Source organism: Halalkalibacter hemicellulosilyticusJCM 9152, assembly GCF_000513115.1.
Classification (GTDB): Bacteria; Bacillota; Bacilli; order Bacillales; family Bacillaceae_D; genus Halalkalibacter; species Halalkalibacter hemicellulosilyticus.
The window spans coordinates 103797-127114 of record NZ_BAUU01000012.1 but is presented as its reverse complement, the minus strand read 5'-3'; the positions used below and the strand labels follow the sequence as shown (position 1 = coordinate 127114).

The window sequence follows — 23318 nt, the reverse complement described above, 5'->3', positions numbered from 1 at the left end:
AGGTGTTTTAGATGAGTGAGAAAGTAATGGAAATACAATTGATGGATGAATGGAAAGAGCTGTTAACTAGTCATACACCGACGTTAGTGTTGAAGCATAGTACAACATGTCCAATAAGTGCAGAAGCGTATAATCAATTCATTGCCTATGTGAACGATCAAGATAATGATGAAATCAAGTTTGCCTTAGTGAAGGTAATTGAACAACGTCCTATATCTAATCAAATTGCTGAAGATTTAAATTTGAAGCATGAATCGCCACAGTGTATTTTGGTGAAAGATCAACAGGTCATTTGGTCAGCTACACATTGGGCAGTTACGAAAGAGGCAATAACTGAGCAAATATAGTAACAACAAAAGTGGTATTTGAAGGTTACGGGACAACCTTTAAATACCACTTTCTTGCAATGAGATAAGTATTCAAATGCATTTTTTTATTAAGACATTGATAAGCGTGTACATAAGTTAGCAATGGATCTTGAGCGGACAGGATGTACCTGTAGAAAATAAGGGGAGGCTGAAAATAGAAATTATTTTGAAACCATTTTCAGTCAGCACTCGTTTCATTTGTAAAAAGAGAGACGGTGTGTCAAGATGAAAAAAGTATTTCTGATCTTCATCGTTAGTTTGTTGCTAACCACTATTGGTTGTCAAAGTTATGAAAAAGAATTAATTGCTGAAGATACTGCGAGCGTAGAGTATGCTGTTGAGAGCGGAAGTAGTAGTCCTGCTGTTGTTGATAGCATGGAAAGCTCAGGTGATGTTGTATCAGGTGAAGAAGCGGCATTTGCAGAAGAAAGGATGATTTCTTATCAATCACATATGTCAGTTGAAGTAGATAGCTTAATGGAAAGTATGGGTCATATTCAAGAGAGAGCTTCAGATTACAATGGTTACGTAGTTGAATCCTCCTTTTTTGAATCAGAAACAAACCCATACGGTACAATGGTTTTTCGTGTGCCAGAACAATCATTTGTCCTTTTTATGGAAGATGTGAGTGACCACGTTCGCAAGGTGAACCATCAGGAGATTTTTGCTCAGGATGTTACAGAGGAATATGTTGATTTACAATCGCGCTTATCTTCAAAGGAAGCGGTTGAAGCACGGTTGCTACAATTTCTCGATGAAGCCGAGGATACGGAAAACTTATTAGCGATTTCAAAGGATTTAGCGAATATACAAGAAGAAATTGAGCGTATCATTGGTCGTATGCAATACCTTGAAAATCAAGTTAGCTTTTCTAGCGTTAGTATCGATTTGAAAGAAAGTGCTGTTAGAGTAGGAACGATCCAAGGTGAAGAAGACTTGAATACTTGGGAAGAGGCAAAGAAATTATTTATTGATACAGTTAATTTCTTAATTACTTCCGTTTCAGCTATTATTGTATGGTTAATAGGTTTAAGTCCGCTCCTGATTCCCCTTTTCGTTCTAGCGTTTGTTATTTTATTCAGGTTGAGACGTAACAAGGAAAAGAAGGAAACGATAGACTAGAATAGAGAATTGTAACTAATGGCTACCATATTTGAAAAGCTATATCAATGTAGTTATTGCCATGTTAACAAATATTTGAATTTGAGAAATGTTAAATATGAATTTAAAGGACCGAAAGAACAGAATTTCTTTCGGTCTCTTAACAACGTATAAATAATTTCACATACCGTATTTTAATGATAAGAATGGGTTTCCTTCATTAAGGATAACAATGACTTACGCATGTGATTGCCAGTTGACTTCACCGTATTTCTCAGATTCGTCAACTTCAACATTAAAATGATGCTTCTTATAAAAATGGATGAGTCTATCCAGATGGCCCCAATCTCGCTTAGCGAGGTCTCCTTTAATACAATGGATATTCTGTTCTTTGGCATGATCCTTTAAATACTCGATACAGATGGAGCCAAAGCCTTTATTTTCTTTCCCTTTAATATCGCCGATAAAAATGCTGAAATCATCCGTATATTGAGCTTGAAGCATAAAGTCCCAGTGTCCACGGTATGCAGAGTGGCACTCATGAATCATAATATGACATGAATGCCCATCATCTATCATGGATACAATCACCCATTTTTCGTCTTTCGACTGTTCAATTCCAATCACTTGCTTGTCTTTTGCTATTTCTTTTACATTTTGTTGTAAACGAAATAGTTGGAACTCTATATCATCACGTGTTGACTGCTTTTCATCCGTGCGTGGCTCGGTTAAAAGCACATAATCACTCCTTTTCTTTTTCTATGAAAATTCTTCTTCACAAATATCATAGTATACAAGAGGAAGGATGAATGTTCAAGTGAATGCGATTGGGACAAAAGTGTATGAATAAATGAAAACCGAACAAAGCCACTGTGGCCTCCTTATTATCCCTAAGGAGTCTACGTATACTTTGTTCGGTTCGGATTCAAAAGGTTCGTTATGTCCTGGTCTCTTAAATAGTGCTATTCTATAACATATTAAAATGCAAATCGATAAGTCCAGAAACGTTCTGTCTGTAGCCAGGCTAATGCTTCTGGGTCACCTTTTTTCCATTTTGGCTCCATTTCTTCTAACATCCAAGCCGTTTGCGAAAGGTGTGCTCGTAATGCGTTTCGTTTCACTTCTGCAAAGGGTTCAATATTAACAATAATATCAGGTTCACCTATATCATTTAGATGATTGTTAGAAAAAGCAATACAATGAACTTTTGGTCGAGTCGCTACTGGTAGAGACTGTACAGCTTGAGTTACAGCACGCCCTGTAGCATCATGGTCGGGATGAACAGAATGACCAGGATAAAAGGTAATGACCAATGAAGGATTTAACTCATCTATTAAATGAAGAACAACAGCTTGTAATTCTTCTTCTGGTTCAAATTCAATCGTTTTATCACGATAGCCTAACATTCGTAAATCGCCTATGCCCATTACTTCTGCCGCTTGCTCCAATTCTTTCTTTCTTATAAGTGGTAATGATTCACGTGTTGCGAATGGTGGGTTTCCTAAATTTCGTCCCATTTCGCCTAATGTTAAACATGCATACGTAATGGGGGTGCCTTGGTTAGCGTGCATGGCAATCGTTCCTGCAGCTCCAAATGTCTCATCATCTGGGTGAGGGAATACGACCAATACATGTCTTTCTGATTCCATGTTCATTCTCTCCCTTCTTATGTAAATGGGTTTTCACTAATTTGTAGAGCAACTGCTAATTTCCCATCAGCTCCATGACCTGCAAGTAACAATCGGTTCTCTGCATCTATTTCATAATGTGTTAGCCCCTCAGCATAAATCCAACCGATTTCTAGCTTTAATCCTACTCGATACGGACCGTCACCAACTACTTTACCATGTGAATAAATAACTTGTGCATTACGAATAAATGCTCCCGCAGAAAAAAAAGATTCATCATGATGGGAAGCATAGGCACCATTCGTCGTTTCTAAATGAATGTATACAGGTTTGTTGCAATAAGAGCTTAATGTATGTTGAACTTCTTCAACGAGAATGCTTTCCATGAATAACCCTCCTAAACTTACGACTAAATTCTATTATATAGTAAGTGCCACATAGCAAACAATCAAACTGACTACAGATTTACGTTATCGCTCTTTTTTGATAAAATAAAGAGATAACAGGGTACAAAGAGTAGGTGACAATAGATGAAGAAATTGGACAAGTCAGATGTAGATTCATTTGAAGAGCCATCCCCTGAAGATTTTTTAATGGAAGAAGAAGAAACAGAAGAAGAGAAAAAAAGAAAAAATAGTAGAAAACGTCTTTTCCAATTCATCGGGCTTTTCGTTGCTGTTTTGTTAGTCGCTCAAATATTTAATTTATGGCTCGATTTGTTTTCACCTCAATCAAGAGAACTAGCTCGAGTTTCGGAAGAGTTGAGTACAATTGAACATATGGAATCCTATAAGGAGGCTGTAGCTGTTATCGCTGGAAGCGGAAGCCGGGGAACAGGGTTTATCATATCTCCTGATGGGTACATGTTAACAAACCATCATGTGATTGAACAAAATGAGCCATTTTATGTGAGTTTACCAAATGGGGAAGTGTATGAAGCAGAGGTAATCAAATCAATTGAAACACCTGACCTCGCTTTGTTAAAAGTAGAAGGAGATCAATTACCATTTTACCATTAAGAGAGTATGGAGCTGCTGAGCATGAGGAAATATACGTGATCGGGAACCCAGGATTACAATCTTCTATTGTGAATGAAGGTGAAATTGAAAGCGCGGAGGGGACATACCAACGCATGAAGATTACAAACACTATTTTACCTGGTCATAGTGGAAGTCCAGTATTATCGAAAGAAGGAGAAGTAGTAGGAGTTGTGTACGCACGAACAATCGGAAGTGAAGCTGGTTATGGATTAGCCGTACCTCTTGAACGCGTGTATGAACATTTTCCGGAGTTACAAGAACAATAAGGTAATATAGAAAGACGAAATAATTAGGATAGGATATTGAGACAGTATATGAGCTTCCAGCAGGCGACAGATGAGCCTGCCGGAAGCGAAGTCATCTTACTTACTCAGGCAGTATTTCTTCTAAATTCTTTTCGTAAAATAATCGGAATAGAATATCTTGGTTGTAATTTCCAAATCCTGATCCGAAAAGTGTTACTCCACCTATATGTTCTGCATCATCATGAATAGCGATTCTAAACGTCCACTGTTTTGCTTCAATATCAATGTCATTAATCGAGTAGTCTGATAATTTTATCCCATCAAGAAATGTGCCGTTTTCAGTTATGCGAATACATTTCAATAGTCCGTATTGATTGATGACTCTTGGCCACCAGTCTGGTGTATATTTGCCTAGGCTATCACCGAAATCACCAGGGCTTGTCCATGTTCCAAGCTCAACTCCATTAAAAATGAAGGAAATATCAGAAGGCCAATGTTCATTCGTTAACGGTGCTTCAGACGAAAGTTCCATTGATATTTCTAATGCTTTCGGTGTTTCGTTTGATAAGAGGAAATTTGGTGCTTTGTATTCAATAAATCCTTTTCCAAACCAAAGGATTTTGGCATTAAAACGTTCAGGGTCTAAAAAATAGCGAATATCGTCGAATTGTCCAATGATCATTTTCTCAGTAGCAAGGCCACAAGTAGGCTCGATTGAAAAATCAGTAAAATGTCCGACTGAAAGTGTTGTTTGATGGAAATCAAGAGATTGACTTTGCTTAACTGGAAAAATAATATCAATTTCATCTACATTTAAAATACAGAGCTTTTGTATACCTGCTCGACCAGGTACCATTTCAGTTCGGATAATTCCTGCTTTTTCAAGCTTCTTAATGTGCATCGTCATAATAGCACTACTTAACCCAACTGCTTCAGCTAATTCTCGTATATTTGAAGATTTCTTTGATAGAATTTGAATAATAGAAAGGCGTACATTACTTGCAAGAGCTTCAAAGACGGGCAATGATTTGTTTGAAATATCGAGTTGCATCTCGTTCCTCCAACTTTTTATTGATTGCGTTTACATGAAATATTTTCTTTTTAATTATACATATAAGATTTCGTTTAATCAAATGGGGCTAATTTATAGTAGATGAAGATTGACATTGTATTCATTGCTTTTTATTTATAAAATAAGAACATGGTGATTTGAAAGGAGAAGAAGATGAGAGAATTACATATTCAACAAGCAAATACAAGAAAAGAAATCCCTAAAACAAATGAGCTAGTATTTGGTCGACACTATTCAGATCATATGTTTGTGATGGATTATGAAGATGGAAAAGGTTGGTTTAACCCTCGAATTGTTCCATATAACCCAATTACATTAGACCCTGCTGCGATGATCTTTCATTATGGACAAACTGTATTTGAAGGTTTAAAAGCTTATCGTACTTCGGATGATCAAATTTTGATGTTTCGTCCGGAAGAAAATTTCAAAAGGCTCAATCGGTCTAGTGAGCGTTTAAGCATGCCAAAGGTTCATGTAGATGAGATGATCGTTTACTTAAAACAGTTACTTAAGTTAGATAAAGAGTGGATTCCAAAAGAAGAGGGCTATTCGTTATACATACGTCCATTTATTATCTCGACTGAATCCAATTTAAGTTTAGCCCCTTCCAAAACGTACACATGTATGATTATTTTATCTCCAGTTGGTTCCTATTATAAAGAAGGGATTAAACCAGTTAGGATACATGTGGAGGAGGATTACACACGTGCTGTAAAAGGTGGGACGGGTACAGCCAAAACAGCAGGGAATTACTCTGCCGCATACAAAGCTCAAGAGAAAGCAACAGAAGAAGGCTATTCTCAAGTGTTATGGCTTGATGGGATTGAAAAGAAATATATTGAGGAAGTTGGAAGTATGAACGTCTTTTTTAAGATAAATGGAGAAGTTGTTACGCCTAAGCTAAATGGGAGTATTCTAGAAGGGATTACACGTAAATCGATCATTGAACTATTACAAAAATGGGGAATTATTGTAAACGAACGCCAAATCTCTATCGATGAACTATTTACAGCATACGAACGTGGAGAACTTGAGGAGGCGTTTGGTACAGGTACGGCTGCGGTCATCTCACCGGTTGGAGAATTAAAATGGAATGACCGTCAAATGGTGATTAATAATCGCCAAACTGGTGACTTAGCGCAAAAGCTATATATAACTTTAACAAGCATTCAAACAGGGAAAGAAGAGGATCCATTTGGATGGGTTGTGCACGTACAAGAGTAACGATTTAAATGGTCATTTAATAAGCAATTTAGATAGTGAACAATGTAATATTTAAGCATGCAATGTCATTTTTAGCGTACAAAATAGAATATTAATGATGAAGTAGCTAGGGGGAGCAAAGATGTTAAAGGCGATTTTTTTTGATTTAGATGATACGCTTCTTTGGGATCAAAAAAGTGTTTCAAAGGCGTTTGAAGAGACGTGTAAGGTAGCGCAAGACCAATACGGTGTTAATGCAAAAGCATTAGAAGAGGCTGTTAGAGAAGAAGCAAGAAAATTATATTCTTCATACGAAACGTATGAGTTTACCCAAATGATTGGGATTAATCCTTTTGAAGGCTTATGGGGAAACTTTTTAGATGATCATGAACATTTTAAAAAGATGAGTGAAATTGTCCCTGTCTATCGACGGGATGCGTGGACGAACGGTTTAAAATCGTTAGGGATAGATGAACCAAACTTTGGCCAGAAGCTTGCCGAACGTTTTCCTGAGGAACGTCGGAAACATCCTTTCGTTTACGAAGAAACATTTTCGGTGTTAGATAAATTGAAAGGTTCATATAAATTATTATTACTAACAAACGGATCGCCTGATTTACAGCAAACGAAATTATCCATTACACCAGAGATCGCTCCATACTTTGATGAAATTATTATTTCTGGTGGCTTCGGTAAAGGTAAGCCAGACCCATCTATTTTTGAACATGCTCTTGCACGAGTAAATGTTCAAAAGGATGAAGCAATAATGGTAGGAGATAACTTAATGACGGATATTTTAGGCGCGAATCGTGTAGGAATTCCATCAGTTTGGATTAACCGACACGAAAAAGAACGTAATGAGGTCACTCCTTCTTATGAAATTACGCATTTAAATGATTTATTCACACTCATTGAACAAATTGAAAATCAAAAGTAATTGATGATGAGGGAGTAGGATGAGACAAAAGTATTTTAATCAATGAGAAGCCGAACAAAATACAGAGAGGAGCAAATTTCACCGTTCCTGAAATATACTTCGCTATGTTCTCTAAATGCTCGGATTCTCAGCTAAACACTTTTGTTTAGTCCTATCCTCTTCTATATTATAAATTTCGATATCGAAATACTTTACATCGAAATAAAATACGTGTACAATATATGTAATGAACGAGGGAAAAATAGAGAATGAGTATCCGAAAGAAATAACTATTAGGAGTGAGTAAAGATGGAATTAAAACCATTAAAGGGACAGCACCATGTATCAGCTATCACAGGTCAAGCAGAAAAAAACTATCGTTTCTATACAGAGATAATGGGGATGAGGTTGGTTAAGAAAACCGTTAATCAAGATGATACGTCAGTATATCATTTGTTTTATGCCGATGAACGAGGAAATCCAGGAACTGATTTAACATTTTTCGAATTGCCTTATGCTGGACAAACGTATCGCGGTACGAATAGTATTTCATTAACGAGCTTACGAGTACCTTCTGATGAAGCTCTCTTATATTGGAAGGAGCGTTTTGAACATTTTAACGTTAATCATAGTGAGATAGCAGAATATACAGGAAGAAAGACCTTGAACTTTGAGGATTTTGAAGGGCAACGATTGCAGTTAGTATCAGATGAAACGAACAACGGTGTTGCAGGAGGGACTCCTTGGGAAGAAAGTCCTGTACCTGAACGCTATGCGGTTATAGGATTAGGGCCAGTCCAATTAACTGTTTCAACATTCGAGCATACAGCAATGATATTAACGGATCTCATGGGCTACCGAGAAATACGATCATATCCGTCACCTGTTGAAGGTCAAAAGGATATTCGCGTTTTTGAAACGGGCGAAGGGGGATCTGGTGCGGAAGTACATGTAGAAGAGCGTTCTGATTTGCCACGTGAACGCCCAGGGCGTGGAAGCGTTCACCATGTAGCTTTTCGTGTTGAAAATGAAGAGGAATTAACAAGATGGGTTGAACGATTGAAACAATTCCGACTACCCAATTCAGGTTTTGTGGAACGTTATTACTTCCGTTCTCTGTATTTCCGTGAGCAAAACGGCATATTATTTGAATTAGCAACGGACGGTCCTGGGTTTGAGGGGGATGAATCTTTTGAAACGTTAGGTGAAACGTTAGCACTTCCACCGTACTTAGAAAATCAACGTGAGCAAATTGAAGCAACGATTAAGCCATTAAATACGAAACGTTAGGAGAGTGTTTTATGAAGTATCTATTTCGAGAAGGAAAAGATCGTAACGGATTGACTTTTTTATTGTTGCACGGAACTGGAGGAAGCGAAGAGGACTTGCTTCCGATTGCCGCTTTAATTGACTCTGAAGCAAATGTATTAAGCGTTAGAGGGAATGTGTTGGAAAATGGTATGGCACGTTTTTTCAGGCGAGTTGCTGAAGGAGTGTTTGATGAAGAGGATTTAATCTTTCGAACGAAAGAACTTTATTCATTTGTGAAGGAGAAAGCCGATGAATACGGTTTTGATGAACAGAAAGTTGTAGCTATTGGATATTCCAATGGGGCAAATATTGCTGCAAGCTTACTGTTTCATTACGAGAACGCGTTAAAAGGTGCAATCTTATATCATGCGATGGTACCTCTTAAAGGATTAACATTACCTGATTTGAGTAACAGCTCTATTTTTATAGGTGCTGGTAAACAAGATCCGTTAATACTAGCAACAGAAACTGAAGAGCTGATTACACTGCTGCAAGGTTCGAACGCTAATGTTACAAGTTATTGGCAGGAAGGCGGGCATCAATTGACACGCGATGAGGTTGAAGAAAGTAAACGGTGGTTCATCCAAACATTTAAATAACCTGTTTTAAAAAGGGGATTAGCAATCGTTATATTGCTAAACCCTAGACTGTAAACATAAATCCTTTGAGACTCATTCCTCAAAGGATTTTTTAGATTAATTCGTCTATTTTCTATCATTAAACCAATACTTGGAAGCTCATCATTAATGGAATAAAGATCTTTTATCAAATCGTAGATGAAGTTCAATCAGTTTACATTTGCTCTTTGTAGTAAAATGCTCACTAAGGTATAGATTTTACAGGTGTGATATATGATAATGAAAGTTACCGGTTAATAAGGAGTGACGTGTCTATATGAATATAAGTCGGACAGACATATTATATGAGCAAAAAAGAGTAAATGAAGTAGTTGCATATATAGAACAATACATGAATCAATTAGAAGCTCAAATCACAGCAAGAGGTACTGATGTAACCTTTATAAAAAAGAATTTTTGGGAGGACGTTACTGTAAACCTTGATAATGATGAAGAGGCTGTTGAAACGTTTTCCAGTATCAAACAACAAGCAGAATTATTATCGGAACGTGAACGTTCACAAATGCATGATACGTATCAATTAAAAAAGCTTGAACGTTTAAAAGATTCACCTTATTTTGGGCGTATTAATTTTGTCGAAAAGGGTGAGTCGGATGTAGAGCAAATATATATTGGAATTGCTTCACTTACGAATGAAGAAGGCTATGACTTTTACATCTATGATTGGCGTGCCCCTATAGCAAGTATGTATTATGATTTTGGTCCAGGTGAAGCATTCTATGAAACACCATTAGAGAAGGTAACGGGAGAGATACTCTTAAAGAAGCAAATGCTTATTAGACAAGGAACAGTTAGACATGTTTTTGAAACAGGAATGACGATTGGAGATGATGTCTTACAAGAAGTATTAGGCAGTCAATCATCTGCGCAAATGAAAAGTATCGTATCAACGATTCAGCAGGAACAAAATCAAATTATACGTAATGAGAGAAGTAAAATTTTGATTGTGAATGGTGTAGCCGGCAGTGGCAAAACATCAGTTGCTATGCAACGTGTTGCTTATCTTCTATATCGCTATCGTGAACAGATAAGTGCGGAGCAAATTATCTTATTTTCACCAAATGCTTTGTTCAATCAATATGTGGCAGAAGTATTGCCAGAGCTAGGTGAGGATAATATGCAACAAACGACATTTCAAGCGTATTTACATCATCGTTTAGGAAAACGCTGGAAGATAGAAGACCCTTATGATCAACTTGAATATGTATTAACGAAGAAGGATGAAAACGATTATCTTCAAAGACTTGAATCTATTGACATGAAATCATCATACACATTCATGAAGGAAATGGATCGATTTATTGATACATTACGATCAGTTGGGTTACCGTTTCATCATGTTTATTTTCACGGAGAGGTTCTATTTCAATCGAAATGGATTAGTGAACACTTTGATAAAACCGATTCATCGTTATCCATTCCTAATCGAATAGAACAATTAATTGAGACTCTTTTGAAACATATAGATATCTTTGAAAAAGAAGAACGAAAGCAAAATTGGGTATTAGATGAGATTGAACAACTTTCTGATAGTGTCATTCAAACTGTTTATGAGCGTATCGAACGAGAAAGTGATGGCTATGTTGATTCTGTTCGCGAGGAATCATTACTACGTGCGTTAATCGTAAAGAGAAAATTAAAGCCAATACGTGCGAGCATTCGTCAGTTCTCATTTATCGATTTTCCCTTGTTATACGAACAGTTTTTACAATCACTAAATCCCAAATCTTTTCCGCATCAGTTATATTTTAATGAAATGATCGAGACGACCGTATCTCAATTAAAAAAACGAAAGTTATATTATGAAGATATGACACCGTTTCTTTATTTAAGAAGTATGATTGAAGGTTTTGAAGTGAATATGGCAATGAGGCATGTGTTTGTAGATGAGGCTCAAGATTACTCACCATTTCAATTTGCTTATCTAATGAAATTATTTCCAAAGGCTCGATTTACCATATTAGGTGATCTTCATCAATCAATTTATGCTCATTCCTATCGCATGGATTCATTTCAATTGTTTCACGAAACATCATTTTCAGAAAAAGTAGAATCATACTCGCTAACAAAAAGTTATCGTTCTACTAGACAAATTATCGATCTTGCTAGTGAAATCATTGACTCAGGAATTATCCCCTTTAATCGTTCTGGTGCGAAGCCAATGCTCATTCAAGTTAAGAATGAGGAAGAACGTCGGCAAAGAATCGTTCAAGAAGTAAATCGTTTACAGAGAGAGCACGAAGGAAAGGTTGCAATTATTTGCAAATCTGATGAGCAAACGTATTTAGCTTATCATCAGCTAAGCAATGATTTAAATATGACCTATGTAAAGAAAGATACGTCAGAAATACAAAGCTCAATTCAAGTGATTCCTGCTTACTTAGCAAAAGGGATGGAATATGATTGTGTTATTATTTATGATGCATCCATTCATTCTTATTCAGAAGAAAAGGAACGAAACCTACTTTATACAGCCTGTACAAGAGCGATGCATTCTTTAACATTATGTTATGACGATATGCTTAGTCCTTTGTTGCCGAAAAACAAAGAGCTCTATACATGACAATGACTTAATACGTCATGTATAGTAAAAAAGAAAGCGATTTCGTTATATAGAGGGAGGAAAAATAATGAAATATAATCAACTAGGTAGTACTGATTTAAGAATAAGTGAATTAAGCTTTGGAACCTGGGCGATCGGTGGTGCTTGGGGACAATCTGACGATCAAGAAGCGATACGTGGATTGCATCGAGCAATGGACTTAGGCGTTAATTTTTTTGATACAGCAGATGTATATGGTGATGGCCATAGTGAAGAGCTAATCGCTAAAGCAACAAAAGGTAAAGAGAATAATATTTATATCGCGACAAAGTTTTGTCGTGCCGGCGATATTCATGACATAAAAACGTATTCTCCTCAACAAGTTCGTGCCTATTGTGAAGCAAGTCTAAAACGATTACAGAGGGAGCAAATTGATCTGTTTCAAGTTCACTGTCCTCCTTTTGAAATCATAAAAGAAGGTAGTGTCTTTCAAGTATTAGATCAATTACAACAAGAAGGGAAGATTCGTTATTATGGTGTAAGTGTTGAAACGGTTGAAGAAGGCTTGTATTGTATCGAAAACTATGCGAATGTGAGAGCATTACAAGTCATTTTTAATGTATTACGTCAAAAGCCTTTAGAACATTTATTACCGAAAGCGATTGAAAAGCAAATCGGCATATTAGCTAGGGTTCCATTAGCAAGTGGGCTATTAACAGGGAAGTTTTCAAAAGATTCATCATTTTCAAGTGATGATCATCGTCATTTTAACCGTGATGGTGCAGCGTTTAATGTTGGGGAAACTTTTTCAGGGCTTCCGTTTGAAAAAGGTGTAGAATTAAGTGAAAAAGTTAATTGGATGAAGGAAGGTAGAGGTTCATTAACACAAGCAGCCCTAAGGTGGATTCTCGATCAAGAGGGGATAACTTGTGCAATCCCAGGATTTAAAACGGTCAAACAAATTGAGGATAACTTAGAAGCTATTAACGTTGCTCCATTTTCAAAAGAAGAAATGGAAAAGCTTAGCTCTTTCTACAAAGAAGAAGTTCATCAACATATTAGAGGTGTTTACTAAAGTAAAGAGAGTTTGGAAAACAGAGTTTTAGTACAAATGCTTCATCCATATTCTCCAGTAATTTTTGAATTTGATAGGTATTTAATTAAAATCTTAATATGTTGTTAGTGGAAAAGCTTTATATCGAAGGGAATCAATATGTATTGATTTAGAAGAGGAAGGCAAACTAAGGAAGAAAAGACTTCTAGCGGAGGGATCCTTACATGAAAAGATTACGTCTAAGCTTTTTAGTCGCAATGGCTTTTGTCATTTGCCTTCCTTGCTTTGCTAATGCAGAAATGCAGACATTTAATGAACCACCCTTCTCACATTATAAAGTTTCGAGTGGGGACAGTTTTTGGTTTATTGCTCAACGTTATGGTTTAGATTATCGTGAGCTAATGAGATTGAATCCTGATGTAGAGCCATTAAACATGCATGTGGGAGAGGTTATTCGTTTAAAGCCAGAAGCATCGCATCATAGTACGTTTGAAGATCAAGTGGTAGCACTAGTCAATCAAGAACGAGCAAGAGTCGGTCTGCGTTCATTACAACATAGGCAAGACCTTAAACATGTCGCCCATAAAAAAGCGGAGGATTTAATTAACTCAAATTATTTTTCTCATACTAGCCCTAACTATGGCTCACCGTTTGATATGCTCCGCTCATTTGGTATTAGTTACCGAACCGCAGGAGAAAATATTGCTAAAGGTCAAACGACACCTGAACAAGTGATGCAAGACTGGATGAATTCTCCTGGTCACCGAGAAAATATTCTTAAGCCCGAATATGACGCAATTGGGGTAGGGTTTTATCATAGTGCATGGGTACAAATGTTTATTCAAACACGATAATGAATCAATTCCATACTTCAAAAGAGGTTTCTGTAAGAATCATTTATGATCTTCTAGAAATCTCTTTTTGTTTCGCTTCATTTAGATGAACTCAAGCTCTTTGAATGTCGAAACATATTAGTTACTTTGGAGTTTCGCCCAATCAGAAGAAGTGATTTGTTCATACGTTAGTGAGTGTGAAGCAGTGATGCTTTAACAATGAATGAAGGAGGATTAAAATGAGCACAGCAGGTTATTCTGGCGGTTTTGCGTTAATAGTTGTTTTATTTATATTGCTTGTGATCGTTGGTGCAAGCTGGTTAGGTACTGGATATGGTAGTTCTCCGTCATATGGTTATGGCGGCTATGGATTTTAATTATGCCAATCAAGAAATTTGGCTTATGTTAGACAAATCGAAGTATTGTGTGGTCGCTACGGTTGTTAAAGCCCTTAAAGGAGTAGTTTTTCTCCTTTAAGGGAAAGTAGCAGCTGTTGTTAGCAAGGTTATCTTACCAGAAAAACAATGATGCGAGCGCGAGTCCTGCTATAAAACCGAAAGCAATTGGATAGCCTCTCCATCCCCAGTAACCATAATGGAAGCCACCAAATTGAGAGCTATCAGGTTGAATAAAAACATGAGTGTTTGTGACATGAGTTATAGTACCGACATGTTTTCTTCCGCATTTATCGGTAATGCAAACTCGTTGGCCCTTGTATTTACAACACATTTCATAATAGGACATGATCGTTCCCTCCTTAAGTAAGTGTCTCCATGTATCCTATTACACAGCTGTCACATTGATTGTGAGTAAGCCTATTTGTCAAGTGAAATGTACAAAAGCCTTGGTTAAAATGAAGAACTGTTAGAGGAGGATATGATGAATTATCTCGATTTGTTAAAAAAGCTCTCGATTAATAGTGCACATCCAGGTGGTATAAATAGTACAAAAAGACTAGTGGGAAAAGAATCGATATCTAAAGAGAGTTCGGTATTAGAAATTGGTTGTGGAACCGGTGTGAGTGCTTCATTTATTTATAATAGAAGTCAAAGTCATATAACGGTTATTGATCAAGATGAGGAAATGCTCCTGAGTGCAAAGGCAAGATTCGAATTGAAAAATCAACCTATAGTAGCTATTCATGCTTCAGTTGAATCAATGCCATTTCGAGATGAGACGTTTGACTTTGTGTTCTCAGAGTCGGTTTTAGCTTTTGCTGATAAGCATGCTATTTCTGAATGCTATCGTGTTTTAAATAAAGGTGGGAGGTTCATCATACATGAAATGATATTAACTGATCAAATCACAGACGAAGAGTTAATACAACTACAAAGATTTTATCGGTTTAAACAATTTAATCAAAAAAACGATTGGTTCAATATCCTTCAGCAATCGGGATTTACACATATTGAAGAAGAATCAATTGCCGAAACTCAAAATAGCGGTAGTGAATTTCAACTTACAGACGAGATTGATGAAGCAACATGGGATATACTAGAACAGCATGAGCAATTGGTAACAAAATTTCGTTCTAAAATGAACAGTGCTATTTGGCGTTGTCAAAAAGAGTAAAAGTATAAATTTTCAGAAATCTCTTGACTATTCACGTTAGTCGGTTTATCATTTTTTGAATAATAATGAATTCTTAGACATAAAAAAACGATAAACATGACAAATAGAATGATTTTTAAGAGAAGGATGGAGGAAAGGCCGTATAATTATGATTAAATCATTGATAATCTATATGTGAGCTTGGTTATTAAGGGAATGGAGTGGAATATGAAAATCAGAATAGTTGATTTTTCATAGTAAAGTGCGATACATTTAAATACAGATTTAAAAGAGTCCTAAAGAAAAAGAGAGGCAAAATAATGGAATCAAATTACCCTAAAACGACAATGGTTATTTTTGGAGCGACAGGAGATTTAGCGAAAAGAAAGCTTTTTCCATCTATTTTCAGGCTTTATAAGGCTGGCAAAATTTCAAATGAATTTGCAGTAGTTGGAGTCGCTCGTAGACAATGGTCTGATGAAACGTTGCGAGAAGTGATTAGTGAATCTTTAAAGGATGAAGATCCAAAGTTAGTGGAAGAGTTTCGTTCTCATTTTTATTATTTAGCATTTGACGTAACAAATAAAGAATCGTACCAAAAGTTAGATTTAATGCTTTCAAAACTTGAAGAGAAATACAACATACCAGGTAACCGTATTTTCTATATGGCTATGTCACCGCAATATTTTGGCACGATTGCCGTTAATTTGAAGCAAGAAAAAGTAACGGATACGAATGGTTGGACAAGGTTAATGATTGAAAAACCATTTGGTCATGATTTACCATCTGCTCAGAAATTAAATAATGAAATAAGAGAAGCATTCTCTGAAAATGAAATATATCGAATTGATCATTATTTGGGTAAAGAGATGGTGCAAAATATTGAAGTGATTCGCTTTGCGAATGCGATCTTTGAACCATTGTGGAACAATCAGTACATATCTAATGTACAAGTCACTTCAAGTGAAGTGCTTGGTGTTGAGGATCGTGGCGGCTATTATGAGCACTCTGGCGCATTGCGTGACATGGTACAAAACCATATGCTTCAAATGGTTTCATTGCTTGCAATGGATCCTCCGATTAGGTTAACGACTAACGAAATTCGCAGTGAGAAGATTAAGGTATTCCGTGCTTTACGCAAATTATCACTTGATCAAATTCAAGATTACGTTGTACGTGGACAGTACGGTCCAGGTAAGGTTAAAGGAAAAGAAGTGACAGGTTATCGTAGTGAAAAGAATGTTGATCCTGAATCAAATACGGAAACATTTGTCGCAGCAAAGCTTCTTATTGATAATCATCGTTGGGCAGGTGTACCATTCTATATTCGAACAGGAAAACGAATGAAGGCAAAGTCGACGAAAATTGTCATTGAATTTAAAAATCGTCCAATGAAGCTTTATTATAGCGAAAATGATGAATTGAAAGCAAACCTACTTGAAATTAACATCCAGCCAGATGAAGGGATTACGTTGCATTTGAATGGGAAAAAAGTAGGGAGCTCTGGAAGATCTATTCCGGTGGAATTAACATACAGCAATGATAGTGATGCGTCAGCCAATACTCCAGAAGCATATGAACGATTGATTTATGATTGTATGCTAGGAGATGCAACAAACTTTGCCCACTGGGATGAGGTTGACTTGTCTTGGACGTATATCGATACCATTTCCCAAGCTTGGTCAAATGGTCATAGTGATTTAGCTATTTATGAATCAGGAACGATGGGGCCACAAGCTTCTGATGATTTACTATCCAAGGATGGATTCCAATGGTGGCCAGTCGTTGATGATGTTGACTAGAGTAAAAAACTATGCTCTAAGGGTTAATAAATATAATCCTTAGAGCATTGTTTTGCTTAAATCAAAAAGAAGGAGAAATGAGATGAGACCAAAAGTAATGCTTGTGGATGGGATGGCTCTTTTGTTTAGGTCATTTTTTGCAACAGCTATGTCAGGATATTATATGATTAATAGTCAAGGGACGCCGACAAATGCTATTCATGGGAGTCTGAAGCATTTGTTTATGGCGATCAATGAATTTCATCCAACGCATGTGATCTGTTGTTGGGATATGGGAAGTAAAACATTCAGATCGGAAATTTATGAGCCATATAAAGCAAATCGTGGCGAGCCTCCATTGGAATTAATTCCTCAGTTTGAATTAATTAAAGAAGTCATGTCAGAATTAACGATTCCAAACGTTGGTCTAGAAGGATATGAGGCAGACGATTGTATCGGAACATTGGCCAAGCAGTTGAAAGAAGAAAATGATGTGCTCATATTAACAGGAGATCAAGATATTCTTCAGTTACTAGATGATCATGTGTCAGTCATATTGTTGAAAAAAGGATACGGAAATTATCATACGTATACAAAGGAATCTTTCATTATAGAGAAAGGTATTACACCGATACAACTAATTGAATTAAAGGCACTAATGGGGGATACGAGTGATAACTATCCTGGAGTAAAGGGGATTGGAGAGAAAACAGCTCTGCAATTATTATTAAAATACGATCATGTAGAGGGAATTAAAGAACAAGTCGCTTCGTTAACACCAGCTCAACGCAAAAAAATTGAAGCAGATCGTGAAATGATTGATATATGCTATAAATTAGCTACCATACATTGTGAAGTACCGATAGAATGTCAATTAGAAGAAGCGTGTCTTGATATTGATCGTAAACGTGCAATGGACATGATAACAAAGCTTGAGCTAAAAGGGATTGATCAATTTTTACCATAAATGCTGAGGCTGGGACAAAAGTGTGTTGATAAATGAATTTACGAACAAATAGATGGAGGTGTACATAAGTCGCTCCTGAACTATACTTCGCTTTCCGCGGGCAACTGTTTGCTACGCATGGTACTGAAAAGTTTGGTTTGTAACTTTTTTGGTGATACATACGCATATTGTTCGGATTTTCAATTTAACTCTTTCATGATGTCCCAGCTTTTTTAGTTTCTGAATAGGTCGTTGCTATGATTGAATATTGTCAGTAATCCATTGATCATTAGGTAAAAAGAATGAGCACAAACCGACAATTGGTATAGCAACTGTGATAAAAATCGTATTGTTTAAACCAATTACATCAGCAAGAACCCCAAGTATAACTGATCCAATAGCGCCCATTCCAAATGCTAATCCGACAATGAGACCGGAGACGAGTCCAATTTTACCAGGAACAAGTTCTTGTGCATAGACGACTGCGACCGAAAAACTAGATAAAATAATAAAGCCTATGATGGAGATTAAAGGATAAGCAATTACTGGTGTCACATGTGGCAATAGTAAACTTAATGGTGCTGATCCTAGCATAGATATTATCAAGATTGTTTTTTTACCAAAACGATCTGCTAGTGGACCACCGGCAAATGTCCCAATTGCACCGAAAGCCAAAAATAAAAATAAATAGATTTGCGCTTGTTGAATCGATATACTATACGTTTCAATGGCAAAAAATGCGTAGAAATTAGTAAGACCAGCATGAAAGAGAGAACGAGCGAAAACGAGAAAAATGAGAAGAATCATCGCTAGTGTTACGACCTTCCTCGTTGTTGTTGATGGATGATATTCGGTCGAATGTCTCTTTAATTGTATGCTTTTCACATTTTTCTTCATTTCAGCTGAATACCATTTGGCAATATAAAAAAGTAATGCAATGGCTATCGCTGCAACAAGTGTGAACCAAATAGAGCCAAATTGCCCTAGTGGGACTAACACTATTGCTGTAATTATTGGTGCTAACGCTTGACCGCTATTTCCACCTACTTGATAAATGGATTGCGCTAGTCCGCGTCTTTCTCCTGCGGCCATGTATGCAACACGTGAACCTTCAGGATGGAAAGTTGCAGAACCAATACCAATAAATATGACAGATATAATGACAATAGAAAATGATGGAGCAAATGCAAGGCCCAATACACCGAAAAATGTAAATGATAACCCGATTGGTAGAGCGTAGGGAGATGAGTTACGATCTGTATAGGTTCCAACAATTGGTTGAATGACAGAAGCCGTTAAATTAAGAGCAAATGCGATCATCCCCAGTTGTGTAAATGTTAGACCCATTGATTGTTGGAGAATAGGGAACATAGCTGGTACAAGTGCTTGAATGGCGTCATTAAGCAAATGAACAAATCCAATAATAAATAAAATATGGTACAACGTTTTTGATTCGTTCTTTGGAATGTTTTTAGTTTGATTTAAGGCTTGTGCTTGCATAATTGTCCTTCTCTCTAGGATTGATGTTTATTACGCTTATGTTTCCACATTAAGAAACGATAACGGATGACACAGCCAATACAAAACCCTCCAAGGGCTAATGCAGAAGCAATGATAACCATGATTGAGAATAGATAGCCAAATATAGGTTGGTTACTTAAGAAGCTGATAAGAGATAGAGCTATACATATTGTCGCAATCCATTGGTTAAAATATTGCTGATCAGGATCCTCTTGTACATACTTTTCATGAGGATGCTTAAGAAAACGATAACTGTTTTTAATGATAGGGTTTTGTCTAGAGTAAAGTGTATATAGACCAATGGTTAATGGTATTAGTAATAACCAAATGCTTGTTAATAATGATAGTGCTACCGTTAATAAAATAAACATTTGATTCGTCTGAACGAGTGGTTTTGGAATTCCCATTTATATGCCTCCTTTACCTTTATTATAACGTGATTATGATAGAAAATCTTGCTTCAATAAGAAACAAACAGATAATTTCACATAAATGCACGCTTAGCTGACGATCTTCTTTGGCCTCTAATACGACTTTAACTGGAACAAGATTGTTTATCTTTGATAATCGTCATCCATTAAAGTCGTCTGAATAAATAGGAATGATTTTCTATTTATTGCTCATAATAAAAGGCGAAAGGGGGGTGATTAGATTGGCTAAGCGTAACAAAAATAAAAATAATCCAGCTCAACAACAGGAACAACCTAATAATGTTGAAATGGCTCAGGAAACAGAAGCACAAGAATTAAATCGTAAGGAAAAAAAGAATCGTAAAAACAAACAATAACATACTTAAGTAGCATGATGAAGACCAACCTTTTCCTTGCATTAGGTTGGTCTTTAAGCATGTTTGATGAGGTATGTTTAGAAGAAGTGGAACAATCGTATTGAGTACTCTTGGGTGATATTGCTTTCCATTATGATCGATGCTCATGCTCTGAAATGCTCGATAGGGTTTGTCCCGCTTCATTGACTAACTGATGATCAAGGGCTAAATCACCGATTGAAACCATCCCGACTAGTTGATTATTTTCGACAATAGGCAATCTGCGAATTTGATGCTCACTCATTAAATTAGCTGCCTCATGGATGTCGGTACTAGGGGAAGCTACAGTGATATTTGTAGTCATGCAATCCTTCACTGGAACGTGTGCATCAGCTCCGTTTGCAGTAGAACGAAGTGTAATATCTCGATCTGTCACAATACCGATGAGTTGATCTGCTTCAACAACAGGAATGGAACCAATGTCATGCTGTTTCATTAAATCAGCTGCTTCTTGAATCGTTTGATCGGGATTGATTGTCACAATGTTCGTTGACATGCATTCTGAAATCGTGTTCATTTTATTCCCTCCTTCCTTGTCAGTATGTTTCAATTGTTTGACAATATTCCCTCTATTTAAAAGTAAAAATATCCAATGAAAAAAGCTTATAGAACGGTAAATATTCACACATAATAAGACAAAGAAAGGGTGAGAACATGAATTATTCAAGTGATTCGAGAGGAACGATTTTTTTCCCGATTTTCGGTCGGTTTAATGCAAGTCCTCAGTCAATAAAAAATAGTCATGATACGTATGATGTGTATTTAGAAGAGGATTATATCGGAAAAAAAGAATTGTTGACAGAAAATGATACAATTGAGGATGTGTTGAAGTTTATCGAAAGTCAAGGCATTTCAGATGTTGAAGCTCATTTGAAAGGCGATCATTATATCATTGAAGCTCATACAAAAGATTTAGAGAGAGTGAAAGCAGTTATTGAAACGTATTTACAAAATCGCTAAAAGAACGAGTGGGTGCTTTAAAAAGGTTTCGGTCCTTTTAAAGTACCCACTTTTTAATTGGGATATTAAAGCTTGTTTGTCGTGTAACTATTCTATTTAGTTAGTTATTGATCTATCATATTATTGAATAGGTTTTAGCTGTTAAAATTTGATTTTTGTATTTTTGTGACTTTTTGTGTTAGAGCTTCGTTATATATGTAGAGTTTCTAATTGAGTAGACGGAGGGAACGACGATGGAGGAACAGTTGTTGTTAAGGGCAAAACAAGGGGATGACGATGCATTTAGCCAAATAGTTGAAATGCATATTAAAACAGTTGAAAAGTTTGCCTTTCAAATTGGTGTGTCGCCGACTCATATTGATGATGTGACGCAAGAAGTGTTTTTAAAAGTATATCGTTTTCTCCATAAGCATAATCGTGGAAAATTTACGACATGGCTTTATACAGTCACGATGAATGTTGTTCGAGACTTTTACCGTAAGGAACAGCAAATGAAGCGAAAAACGATTGAGTTTCAACGTTTTGCCAAAGAGCAAACGTTTATTGAAGATTATTTTGATGAGGAATCGAAAGAATTACACGGAATGATTCAACAATTGGATGAAAAATATAGAGTTCCGATTATTTTGCATTATTTTCATGGTCAAAATTATCAAGAAATTGCCTCTGTTTTAGAAGTGACAGAAGGGGCGATTAAAACGAGAATGTTAAGAGCGAAGCAAAAGCTAAAGGCGGAATATGAGAAAGTAGGTGTTCAACTATGACAGATCAATTAGAGAAAAAGCTTCATCAGCTAAAGGAACAATACGATGAATTGCCGACACATTCAAATCCAAGGTCAATTATGGATTATATAAAAAAGGAAGAGAAAAAGGCACGTCGCTTTTATATTCCTAAACAAATTCAAGTTGCTGCTCTTGTAATAGTCATGCTTGGAATTGGTTATGTTCTAGGAATGAATCAATTTGCAGGTGATGAAGAACTAGCTACTACCGATATGGCTGGAACGTTTTCTGGTGAATCAAATGCCGAAATGAGCGATTTAGATAATGAAATTTTTATGTCAATGGGAGAAGAGGATTATGCTGAGTCAGAAAGCTATTTAGAAGATCATAACGAAACACGAATGGGGAATGAATCAAGTGTAAAAACGTTCTATCCAGAAGGAATAGAGGAGGAAAAGGACTTTTTCCTAATGGACGATGATTATTTTACGGCTTACTATGATGTTAACTATCATTATCACCAACTAAATTCCTTAGATATGACGAGACATCAAGTTTATACGGATTTCATCGGTGATAATGAAGAGCCAATCTTATTTGAACTAACTTATTTTCGTCAACCGTATGAATTGGATCACTTAATTGACAATTACCAGAACATGTTAAGACAAGAAGGTTTTTCACAATTCGAAGATGATGAATCCTTCTTTTCAAATGAAACCTCTCTAAGTAATCAGGCAGCAATCGTGAGTGAGTTTAAGTCAGTATCAGAGGACATTCGTACGTCTGTCGCTATTATTGAACACAATGAGCGCTATTTGTTTATACGTACGAGTCAGTTCGAGGAGTATGCAGAAGTAAATGAAGGGTTAGGTTATGAAATTAAGTTTATGATCGATCAATTATCGTTACATTAAACAAATGAGGCGGGGACGTAACTAGTTAGAGCAGAATAGTATTGAAGGACATGTATACGTATCTGCTTTTTCATCATACGGCCAGTCGTTCGTTTGTCATTTCACCTCTAAATCTAAAGGCAAACCTAACTGATTCATAT

Annotated in this window: 23 protein-coding genes and 2 pseudogenes; 18 read left to right on the top strand and 7 right to left on the bottom strand. The window is 36.4% G+C overall.

The genetic code is table 11. From position 1 onward, the window contains the following. Positions 1–11 precede the first annotated feature (11 nt). Complete coding sequence (gene ytxJ, locus JCM9152_RS09250) at positions 12–347, top strand: bacillithiol system redox-active protein YtxJ (protein WP_235715674.1); 336 nt, start codon at positions 12–14, stop codon at positions 345–347. Positions 348–593: 246 nt separating this feature from the next. After that, positions 594–1490 (top strand): DUF4349 domain-containing protein, encoded by an 897-nt coding sequence (locus JCM9152_RS09245; protein ID WP_035343452.1) that lies wholly within the window; start codon positions 594–596, stop codon positions 1488–1490. A 216-nt stretch (positions 1491–1706) separates the two neighbouring features. Here the strand turns inward: JCM9152_RS09245 and JCM9152_RS09240 are convergent, their stop codons facing one another. The 3 genes from JCM9152_RS09240 to JCM9152_RS09230 all read right to left on the bottom strand — a co-directional run bounded on the left by JCM9152_RS09240 (position 1707) and on the right by JCM9152_RS09230 (position 3483). Continuing rightward, complete coding sequence (locus tag JCM9152_RS09240; protein ID WP_035343450.1) at positions 1707–2207, bottom strand: hypothetical protein; 501 nt, start codon at positions 2205–2207, stop codon at positions 1707–1709. Between the two features lie 239 nt (positions 2208–2446). Beyond that, the gene (bshB2, locus tag JCM9152_RS09235) at positions 2447–3118 is read right to left on the bottom strand and encodes a bacillithiol biosynthesis deacetylase BshB2 (protein ID WP_035343448.1); all 672 of its coding nucleotides are present in this window, start codon (positions 3116–3118) and stop codon (positions 2447–2449) included. Positions 3119–3135: 17 nt separating this feature from the next. After that, complete coding sequence (locus tag JCM9152_RS09230) at positions 3136–3483, bottom strand: YojF family protein (protein WP_035343443.1); 348 nt, start codon at positions 3481–3483, stop codon at positions 3136–3138. Between the two features lie 144 nt (positions 3484–3627). Between JCM9152_RS09230 and JCM9152_RS24020 the strand changes: the two are divergent. After that, positions 3628–4403 (top strand): annotated as a pseudogene (locus JCM9152_RS24020) (S1C family serine protease). Positions 4404–4503: 100 nt separating this feature from the next. Here the strand turns inward: JCM9152_RS24020 and JCM9152_RS09220 are convergent. Continuing rightward, positions 4504–5433 carry an ArsR/SmtB family transcription factor gene (locus JCM9152_RS09220; RefSeq protein ID WP_035343438.1) on the bottom strand — a complete coding sequence of 310 codons (930 nt, stop codon included), beginning with the start codon at positions 5431–5433 and terminating at the stop codon, positions 4504–4506. A 174-nt stretch (positions 5434–5607) separates the two neighbouring features. Here JCM9152_RS09220 and JCM9152_RS09215 point away from each other — a divergent pair, with 174 nt between their 5' ends. The 11 genes and pseudogenes from JCM9152_RS09215 (at position 5608) to JCM9152_RS09165 (ending at position 18250) form a co-directional block, all read left to right on the top strand. Next, positions 5608–6678, top strand: a complete 1071-nt coding sequence (locus JCM9152_RS09215) for a branched-chain amino acid aminotransferase (protein ID WP_035343435.1) — start codon at positions 5608–5610, stop codon at positions 6676–6678. A gap of 121 nt (positions 6679–6799) precedes the next feature. After that, the gene (locus tag JCM9152_RS09210) at positions 6800–7594 is read left to right on the top strand and encodes an HAD family hydrolase (RefSeq protein ID WP_035343434.1); all 795 of its coding nucleotides are present in this window, start codon (positions 6800–6802) and stop codon (positions 7592–7594) included. A 288-nt stretch (positions 7595–7882) separates the two neighbouring features. Then, on the top strand, positions 7883–8863 hold the full coding sequence (locus JCM9152_RS09205; protein WP_035343433.1) for a ring-cleaving dioxygenase: 981 nt from the start codon (positions 7883–7885) through the stop codon (positions 8861–8863). 11 nt (positions 8864–8874) lie between these two features. After that, positions 8875–9483, top strand: a complete 609-nt coding sequence (locus JCM9152_RS09200) for an alpha/beta hydrolase (protein ID WP_035343432.1) — start codon at positions 8875–8877, stop codon at positions 9481–9483. A 295-nt stretch (positions 9484–9778) separates the two neighbouring features. Continuing rightward, entirely contained in the window at positions 9779–12085 is a 2307-nt protein-coding gene (gene helD / locus JCM9152_RS09195) for an RNA polymerase recycling motor HelD (RefSeq protein WP_035343430.1), read from the top strand. Positions 12086–12152: 67 nt separating this feature from the next. After that, complete coding sequence (locus tag JCM9152_RS09190; protein ID WP_035343428.1) at positions 12153–13139, top strand: aldo/keto reductase; 987 nt, start codon at positions 12153–12155, stop codon at positions 13137–13139. Between the two features lie 203 nt (positions 13140–13342). Next, on the top strand, positions 13343–13972 hold the full coding sequence (locus tag JCM9152_RS09185; RefSeq protein ID WP_035343427.1) for a CAP domain-containing protein: 630 nt from the start codon (positions 13343–13345) through the stop codon (positions 13970–13972). Positions 13973–14190: 218 nt separating this feature from the next. Continuing rightward, a pseudogene (locus JCM9152_RS24285) lies at positions 14191–14265 on the top strand (YjcZ family sporulation protein); the annotation flags it as partial. Between the two features lie 565 nt (positions 14266–14830). Further along, positions 14831–15523 carry a class I SAM-dependent methyltransferase gene (locus tag JCM9152_RS09175; protein WP_035343423.1) on the top strand — a complete coding sequence of 231 codons (693 nt, stop codon included), beginning with the start codon at positions 14831–14833 and terminating at the stop codon, positions 15521–15523. A 299-nt stretch (positions 15524–15822) separates the two neighbouring features. Next, positions 15823–17304 carry a glucose-6-phosphate dehydrogenase gene (gene zwf, locus JCM9152_RS09170; RefSeq protein ID WP_035343422.1) on the top strand — a complete coding sequence of 494 codons (1482 nt, stop codon included), beginning with the start codon at positions 15823–15825 and terminating at the stop codon, positions 17302–17304. 82 nt (positions 17305–17386) lie between these two features. Then, on the top strand, positions 17387–18250 hold the full coding sequence (locus tag JCM9152_RS09165; protein ID WP_035343419.1) for a 5'-3' exonuclease: 864 nt from the start codon (positions 17387–17389) through the stop codon (positions 18248–18250). Positions 18251–18484: 234 nt separating this feature from the next. On the opposite strand, the gene JCM9152_RS09160 is transcribed toward JCM9152_RS09165, so the two are convergent. Both JCM9152_RS09160 and JCM9152_RS09155 read right to left on the bottom strand, forming a co-directional pair. Further along, a complete protein-coding gene (locus tag JCM9152_RS09160) occupies positions 18485–19729 on the bottom strand; it encodes an MFS transporter (RefSeq protein WP_035343417.1) in 1245 nt (414 codons plus the stop codon). 14 nt (positions 19730–19743) lie between these two features. Continuing rightward, positions 19744–20157 (bottom strand): DUF4395 domain-containing protein, encoded by a 414-nt coding sequence (locus tag JCM9152_RS09155; RefSeq protein WP_035343415.1) that lies wholly within the window; start codon positions 20155–20157, stop codon positions 19744–19746. Between the two features lie 245 nt (positions 20158–20402). On the opposite strand from JCM9152_RS09155, the gene JCM9152_RS23665 reads away from it, so the two are divergent. Beyond that, positions 20403–20537 (top strand): hypothetical protein, encoded by a 135-nt coding sequence (locus JCM9152_RS23665; protein WP_260505923.1) that lies wholly within the window; start codon positions 20403–20405, stop codon positions 20535–20537. Between the two features lie 130 nt (positions 20538–20667). On the opposite strand, the gene JCM9152_RS09150 is transcribed toward JCM9152_RS23665, so the two are convergent. After that, positions 20668–21093 carry a CBS domain-containing protein gene (locus tag JCM9152_RS09150; protein ID WP_035343413.1) on the bottom strand — a complete coding sequence of 142 codons (426 nt, stop codon included), beginning with the start codon at positions 21091–21093 and terminating at the stop codon, positions 20668–20670. A gap of 137 nt (positions 21094–21230) precedes the next feature. On the opposite strand from JCM9152_RS09150, the gene JCM9152_RS09145 reads away from it, so the two are divergent. The 3 genes from JCM9152_RS09145 to JCM9152_RS09135 all read left to right on the top strand — a co-directional run bounded on the left by JCM9152_RS09145 (position 21231) and on the right by JCM9152_RS09135 (position 23178). Further along, positions 21231–21536, top strand: a complete 306-nt coding sequence (locus JCM9152_RS09145) for a hypothetical protein (RefSeq protein WP_052015797.1) — start codon at positions 21231–21233, stop codon at positions 21534–21536. A 233-nt stretch (positions 21537–21769) separates the two neighbouring features. Then, positions 21770–22300: an RNA polymerase sigma factor gene (locus JCM9152_RS09140; RefSeq protein WP_035343408.1), complete on the top strand. Its 531-nt coding sequence runs from the start codon at positions 21770–21772 to the stop codon at positions 22298–22300. Next, a complete protein-coding gene (locus JCM9152_RS09135; RefSeq protein WP_035343402.1) occupies positions 22297–23178 on the top strand; it encodes a hypothetical protein in 882 nt (293 codons plus the stop codon). Before JCM9152_RS09140 ends, JCM9152_RS09135 begins: the two co-directional genes overlap by 4 nt. Positions 23179–23318 lie beyond the last annotated feature (140 nt).

Coding starts and splice junctions, on each gene's coding strand:
- JCM9152_RS09145 (WP_052015797.1), top strand. CDS start 21,231: ATGAATTATTCAAGTGATTCGAGAGGAACGATTTTTTTCCCGATTTTC.
- JCM9152_RS09150 (WP_035343413.1), bottom strand. CDS start 21,093: ATGAACACGATTTCAGAATGCATGTCAACGAACATTGTGACAATCAAT.
- JCM9152_RS09220 (WP_035343438.1), bottom strand. CDS start 5,433: ATGCAACTCGATATTTCAAACAAATCATTGCCCGTCTTTGAAGCTCTT.
- JCM9152_RS09210 (WP_035343434.1), top strand. CDS start 6,800: ATGTTAAAGGCGATTTTTTTTGATTTAGATGATACGCTTCTTTGGGAT.
- JCM9152_RS09205 (WP_035343433.1), top strand. CDS start 7,883: ATGGAATTAAAACCATTAAAGGGACAGCACCATGTATCAGCTATCACA.
- JCM9152_RS09215 (WP_035343435.1), top strand. CDS start 5,608: ATGAGAGAATTACATATTCAACAAGCAAATACAAGAAAAGAAATCCCT.
- JCM9152_RS09190 (WP_035343428.1), top strand. CDS start 12,153: ATGAAATATAATCAACTAGGTAGTACTGATTTAAGAATAAGTGAATTA.
- JCM9152_RS09135 (WP_035343402.1), top strand. CDS start 22,297: ATGACAGATCAATTAGAGAAAAAGCTTCATCAGCTAAAGGAACAATAC.
- ytxJ (WP_235715674.1), top strand. CDS start 12: ATGAGTGAGAAAGTAATGGAAATACAATTGATGGATGAATGGAAAGAG.
- JCM9152_RS09165 (WP_035343419.1), top strand. CDS start 17,387: ATGAGACCAAAAGTAATGCTTGTGGATGGGATGGCTCTTTTGTTTAGG.
- JCM9152_RS09160 (WP_035343417.1), bottom strand. CDS start 19,729: ATGCAAGCACAAGCCTTAAATCAAACTAAAAACATTCCAAAGAACGAA.
- JCM9152_RS09200 (WP_035343432.1), top strand. CDS start 8,875: ATGAAGTATCTATTTCGAGAAGGAAAAGATCGTAACGGATTGACTTTT.
- JCM9152_RS09140 (WP_035343408.1), top strand. CDS start 21,770: ATGGAGGAACAGTTGTTGTTAAGGGCAAAACAAGGGGATGACGATGCA.
- JCM9152_RS09245 (WP_035343452.1), top strand. CDS start 594: ATGAAAAAAGTATTTCTGATCTTCATCGTTAGTTTGTTGCTAACCACT.
- JCM9152_RS09185 (WP_035343427.1), top strand. CDS start 13,343: ATGAAAAGATTACGTCTAAGCTTTTTAGTCGCAATGGCTTTTGTCATT.
- JCM9152_RS09155 (WP_035343415.1), bottom strand. CDS start 20,157: ATGGGAATTCCAAAACCACTCGTTCAGACGAATCAAATGTTTATTTTA.
- bshB2 (WP_035343448.1), bottom strand. CDS start 3,118: ATGGAATCAGAAAGACATGTATTGGTCGTATTCCCTCACCCAGATGAT.
- helD (WP_035343430.1), top strand. CDS start 9,779: ATGAATATAAGTCGGACAGACATATTATATGAGCAAAAAAGAGTAAAT.
- zwf (WP_035343422.1), top strand. CDS start 15,823: ATGGAATCAAATTACCCTAAAACGACAATGGTTATTTTTGGAGCGACA.
- JCM9152_RS09175 (WP_035343423.1), top strand. CDS start 14,831: ATGAATTATCTCGATTTGTTAAAAAAGCTCTCGATTAATAGTGCACAT.
- JCM9152_RS09230 (WP_035343443.1), bottom strand. CDS start 3,483: ATGGAAAGCATTCTCGTTGAAGAAGTTCAACATACATTAAGCTCTTAT.